The organism is Geoglobus sp. (assembly GCF_054018175.1).
In genome coordinates this window covers 1-4,894 of record NZ_JBPLZQ010000042.1, presented here as the reverse complement: position 1 = coordinate 4,894, position 4,894 = coordinate 1, and the positions used below count along the sequence as shown (strand labels likewise).

Here is a 4,894-nt window from a genome sequence, read left to right as displayed (position 1 = left end):
GTACGCTTCTCTCACACTCTCCACATTTTCTACAAGATTCTCCGGAGAGGTGTGGTAATCTGCCCGTCCCCCAAAATCGAGTGACATCTCGTGTACTGTCACCTCCACGTCTTCGTAAAGCTCAGAGAAGGCGGACGTGTCTCCCGAAATCAGCACGCCGTTTATTACATACCCCAAGCTCTCCAAGGAGTGCCTCGTCTTCCTCGCCTCGAACCTCATACTGCCTATCATGAACCTCTCACCGTCTTCCAGCTCCAAAACTCTGAAGTCGAGTTTTCCCAGGAGGTATGGCGACGCTGACAGGAAGCTGTTAAGAAAGCTCTCAGCCCCTCTAGGGGCGTAGATTTTCAGTTTTCCTGCGTTGCTCAGCCACCTTGCTTTCAGGATTCCCATCAGCTCTCCGCAGTGGTCGAGGTGGAAGTGGGTCAGAACCACCGCATCGAGGTCTGTAACATCATACCCCGCCTGCTGGAGCCTGAGCATTGTTCCGAATCCGCAGTCCACCAGCACGAGCCTGTCGTCCTCTATCAGAAGAGACTGCTGTGCCTTTTCTGCCAAGCTGACTGCAACACCCGTGCCGAGGAATGTGATTTTCACCCTTTCACCCCCAGAAAGTCCGCCAGGGTGTGGAGAAGCTCATCGAGCTTCAGAATCTCCTTTCCGGAATGGACGATCCCGTCTTTGATGAACAGAGATATATCCTTGCCCATGGATTCGTAGCTCGTCCTTACTGCGTGCTCTATAACGTGCTCTGCCCTTCTCAATTCCCTCTTCCTGTACGTAACGTATCTTCCATCCTCAAAGAACCTTTCGTATTCCTTGTTTTTCCTCAAAAACTTCATTGAGTTTTCGTAACTCTCAATTTTTGGACCATAATGCTTTTTTACAGCAGAAAGTTCTCCTGCTGTAGTTTCGAAGATCAGGTAGCACATTTTGCCCGCAAAATGACTGCTTCGCATGACCACGAACTCGTTTTCCTCGAGAATCTTCCCGATCCTCTTTTCAGCCCTCTCGAGCTGAGTGTAGAGGTTGTCCTCGACTATTGGCGGTCTTTCGAAGGACAGGACATACACAAACCTGCTCTCCAGCTCCCTTTCGAGTTTCTGCACGTCTACGTTCCTTTCAGCCCTCCTGAAGTATTCCGGAGAGGGGTCCTCGAGGAAGAGCCTGCACCGCTCAATAAACCTCGCGAGGTTGTCTACGCTCAGGTTTGCGGCGACGTTCCTCCTCTCATCGACAGGATCCACAACAAAAATACTCCGCTGACCTCTCGAGATTTTCACACTGCCGTTTTTGATGTCTATGATCATGTCCCTCCTCCATCTCGTGGCATTTTTCACCAGGTTCTCGAAGGAGCCGTAAAACACAATGAGCAGCTCGCAGAGGTAACCTGAAAAGCCCTTTACCCTGAACTCCGCCCCGTACAGGTCGCCTGCTTTGAGGAATCTCTTTAACAGCCTGACGTCGTTCTCCTTTCCTCTGATCCTGTCCTTCAACCACTCATGATGGAACGGAGTTCTGTCCACGGCGCTTTTGATTCTTTCCGGACTCTCCAGCCGGTAGCATGGCACGATGTCGACCTCAACTCCACTGACGGTTCCGTGAACATAAGGGTGGGCAGCGTACCTCAGCTCGTAGCTGTCAACAACGCTTTTACCAACCTCCATTCCAATCCTTTCAAGCTCATCGAAGCTGTAGTGTTCGGGGAACAGGAGAAACACGTCTATTTCCAGACTTTCTGGCAGCCAGGTGTTCCTCGCGTAGCTCCCCAGGAACCTGTACTCAACATCCGGAAACTTTTTCAGTATCTTTTCGAGTCTCCCTCTTATCGTTTCCTCCGCTTTTCTGGCCCTGGCCACATCCTCGTCCCCTGGGAGCACTTCTGGAAGGACCTGCTTCAGCACCTCCCCAACCCTCGTCATGCCCTTCCCCCGAAAACTTCAACGTCGTCGTATATCGGGCCTTTCGGCGTGAGAGTTGACCGCTTTAGCTTGAACGAGTCGACCGTGAACTCCCCGTAGTCTCTGTCAAATTCTTTCAGTTCCTCAAAAAGTTTCCCTCTCATATCCGCGTCCACCCTCTTCACCCTTCCAACTGTCATGTGTGCTCTGAATTCCCTGTCCTTCTTAAATCCGAGTTTTCTCATCTCCTTCTCGACCTTCTCCGCTAACTCGTATATGCCATCACCCTCCACGCCTATCCAGATCACGCGCATGTAGTCGGGTCTGGGGAAGAATCCTATCCCTTGGAACCTGATCGTGAATGGATCGAACTTCACATTTCTGAGCCTGTCCCTGACCAGCTCAGCTCTCGCGTCGTTAACCTCACCGAGAAACTTGAGAGTAATGTGCAGGTTTTCCGGTTCACCCGGTTTCATCCCTCTGTATCCGGAAAGCAGCTTGAGGAGCGGTTTGAGCTTTTCCCTCAGCTCGTCAGGAATGTCGACCGCTACAAACAGTCTCATGAGGGCAAAGATTATTAATAAGTTCAAATAGTTTTTCGGTTTGAATGACTGGTAAGAGTAAAGGAGAGATCAGATACGTCATACTGAGGCCCCTTGGTTACCCTCTGAAGGCGAGCTACCACGAGTATCCCAAAGTGGACAATCTGAAGGTGTTTGACAGATACGCGAAGGAACAGTGGAGGGGAGAGTACATTTACCGGGGCAAGATGCTGTTCGACGTGAGGATGTTTCCCGACTTTGCCTTTGAGGTTACCGGATGCGAGCCGGAGGAGGGCTTCGTCGGAGATCACACGATATTTCTCGTTGAAAGTGAGTCTAATGAGATAGTTACCGAGCTCGTGGTTGATGTCAGCCTCGAAGACGTCGTGGGGCAGGAAGACGCAAAGAAGAAGGCGAGGATAATTCTGGAATATCTCAAAAATCCGGAAAAGTTCGGTAAATGGGCGCCAAAGAACATCCTGTTTTACGGCCCACCGGGTACAGGCAAAACGATGACCGCCAAAGCCCTCGCAAACGAGGCACACGTTCCGTTTCTTTCCGTCAAGTCCACGAGGCTCATTGGCGAGCATGTTGGTGACGGAGCCAGGAGAATTCACGAGCTTTACGAGAAGGCGAGACAGGCTGCTCCGTGTATAGTCTTTCTGGACGAGTTCGACAGCATAGCACTCGACAGGAGCTACCAGGACCTGAGGGGCGACGTGAGCGAGGTGGTCAACGCCATCCTGACGGAGCTCGACGGAATCGAGAGAAATGAGGGAATATGCACGATAGCGGCGACGAACAGAATAGACATGCTCGACCCGTCCATAAGGAGCAGGTTCGAGGAGGAAATAGAGTTCAGGCTCCCAGACAGTGAGGAGAGATACATGATACTGAAGAAGAACCTGGAGGACTTTCCCCTGTCTGTGAACGTCGATCTCGAGGAGGTCGCGAGGGTTACCGAGGGGTTCTCTGGCAGGGACCTCGTCGAGAAGGTTATCAAGGCGTCCCTCCACAAGGCGATCGTGGAGGGCAGAGATGTGGTGACCACTCAGGATCTGCTGAACTCCGTTCAGAAGGTTTCCAGGCCTGTCAAGCAACCGCCCAAGCAGATGTTCGTCTGACCTATTCTCCCTCAATCTCTTTTGAAAGATTCCTCACCATATCCTCGACTTTTTTGAGCTCAATACCAAGCCTGTCGACGAGAGTCTCCAGCTCTTTCGATGAGAGTACGCTTTCGCTGGTTTCCTCAAATAACTCCACCGGAATGTTTCTCCTCGCCGTGTAAAGCAGCCTGACGACGTCCCACCTCGCATAGTGTCCAACACAGTCGAAGTAGGCCTTTGTTGCCAGCCTGTCTTCCGGATTGAGTTCCGCATAAACTACTGCCTCTCTATCGAAAACCGGCTCCTCGATGTACAGTCCTGAGGGGTTGACGACCGCACTACCCCCGGCGGCGATGTCGAACGCACCCTCAGGAAGCACGTCTGGTTCGAGAAACATGTTCGCGCTTATCACGAACGTTTGAGTCTCGAAGGCATATTCCCTGATTGCGCAGTCGATGTCACAGCTTGCAATGCTGTCCCTGCCGGGGTCAAATCTCCTCTTACTGGCGGTATGCCTTTCCGCGGTCCAGTATCCCGGCCAGAGAGCGGCGTGAATCTCCTCACCCATCAGAGCGAGTAGGGACTTCACGGGAGTCATGTGGTTTTCGTAGCATATCAGCCCACCCACCTTTCCAAACTCCGTGTCGTACGTTCTCAGGTCCGTCCCATCACCGAGCCCCCACACCATCCTCTCTCCATGCGTGGGCATGAGCTTTCTGTGCTTTCCAGCCACCACACCGTTTGAGCCAATGAAAACGATGGTGTTGTACAGGGTCAGGCTGCCCGGCAGGGTGTCCCGTTCACTCACCCCGAGAACAACGTGCACGTTCAAATCGCGGGCAGCATCGAGAACACAGCCAAGATCGTCCGGAATTCTCACGGAGTTTTTCTGGTACTCCACCATGTACCGGGCCCACTTCGATCCGGGAGTGATGTTCCTCCAGTACGGGTACCCGGGAACGAATGTTTCTGGGAACACGATGATGTCCGCCTTCTTTCCAGCCTTTTCCACCGCACCGCAGACGATGTCAAGCGTGCCTTCCAGATTCATGTAATCCGGCGCGAGCTGAACAACCGCAACCCTCGTTACGTTTTCGATGTTCATCTCCTCCACCATTCTCAACTATTAATCCTGAATTTTAAAAGGCTGACCCCTCGTGGCCGCATCGCAGAAAAGTTTAAATATCAGATTTCCTAACTAAAGGTTAGGAAAAACAGGTTAAGGAGGTGATGGGGATGAGGATATTCGACCCGTTTGAGGAGCTCAGAAGGATGCAGGAGAGGATGGCAAGGCTGCTCGACGAGTTTGACAGGATGAGCCTCTCTCCAGCAGGAGTGGAGCTGA

Annotated in this window: 5 protein-coding genes; 1 reads left to right on the top strand and 4 read right to left on the bottom strand. The window is 52.2% G+C overall.

Going from position 1 to position 4,894, the window contains the following annotated elements; translation table 11 throughout:
- The 3 genes from ACXJJC_RS03275 to thpR form a co-directional block, all read right to left on the bottom strand.
- The coding region (locus ACXJJC_RS03275; protein ID WP_456369399.1) for an MBL fold metallo-hydrolase at positions 1-597 on the bottom strand (597 nt) is incomplete at its 3' end.
- On the bottom strand, positions 594-1,922 hold the full coding sequence (gene cca, locus ACXJJC_RS03270; protein WP_456369398.1) for a CCA tRNA nucleotidyltransferase: 1,329 nt from the start codon (positions 1,920-1,922) through the stop codon (positions 594-596). The genes ACXJJC_RS03275 and cca, both read right to left, overlap by 4 nt.
- Positions 1,919-2,464: an RNA 2',3'-cyclic phosphodiesterase gene (gene thpR / locus ACXJJC_RS03265; protein ID WP_456369397.1), complete on the bottom strand. Its 546-nt coding sequence runs from the start codon at positions 2,462-2,464 to the stop codon at positions 1,919-1,921. The genes cca and thpR overlap by 4 nt, the downstream gene beginning before the upstream one ends.
- Positions 2,465-2,508: 44 nt before the next feature.
- On the opposite strand from thpR, the gene ACXJJC_RS03260 reads away from it, so the two are divergent.
- Complete coding sequence (locus ACXJJC_RS03260; protein ID WP_456369396.1) at positions 2,509-3,567, top strand: AAA family ATPase; 1,059 nt, start codon at positions 2,509-2,511, stop codon at positions 3,565-3,567.
- 1 nt (position 3,568) lies between these two features.
- Here ACXJJC_RS03260 and ACXJJC_RS03255 read toward each other — a convergent pair whose 3' ends face one another.
- Complete coding sequence (locus ACXJJC_RS03255; RefSeq protein ID WP_456369400.1) at positions 3,569-4,666, bottom strand: carbon-nitrogen hydrolase family protein; 1,098 nt, start codon at positions 4,664-4,666, stop codon at positions 3,569-3,571.
- Between the last annotated feature and the right edge of the window lie 228 nt (positions 4,667-4,894).

Coding starts and splice junctions, on each gene's coding strand:
- cca (WP_456369398.1), bottom strand. CDS start 1,922: ATGACGAGGGTTGGGGAGGTGCTGAAGCAGGTCCTTCCAGAAGTGCTC.
- thpR (WP_456369397.1), bottom strand. CDS start 2,464: ATGAGACTGTTTGTAGCGGTCGACATTCCTGACGAGCTGAGGGAAAAG.
- ACXJJC_RS03260 (WP_456369396.1), top strand. CDS start 2,509: ATGACTGGTAAGAGTAAAGGAGAGATCAGATACGTCATACTGAGGCCC.
- ACXJJC_RS03255 (WP_456369400.1), bottom strand. CDS start 4,666: ATGGTGGAGGAGATGAACATCGAAAACGTAACGAGGGTTGCGGTTGTT.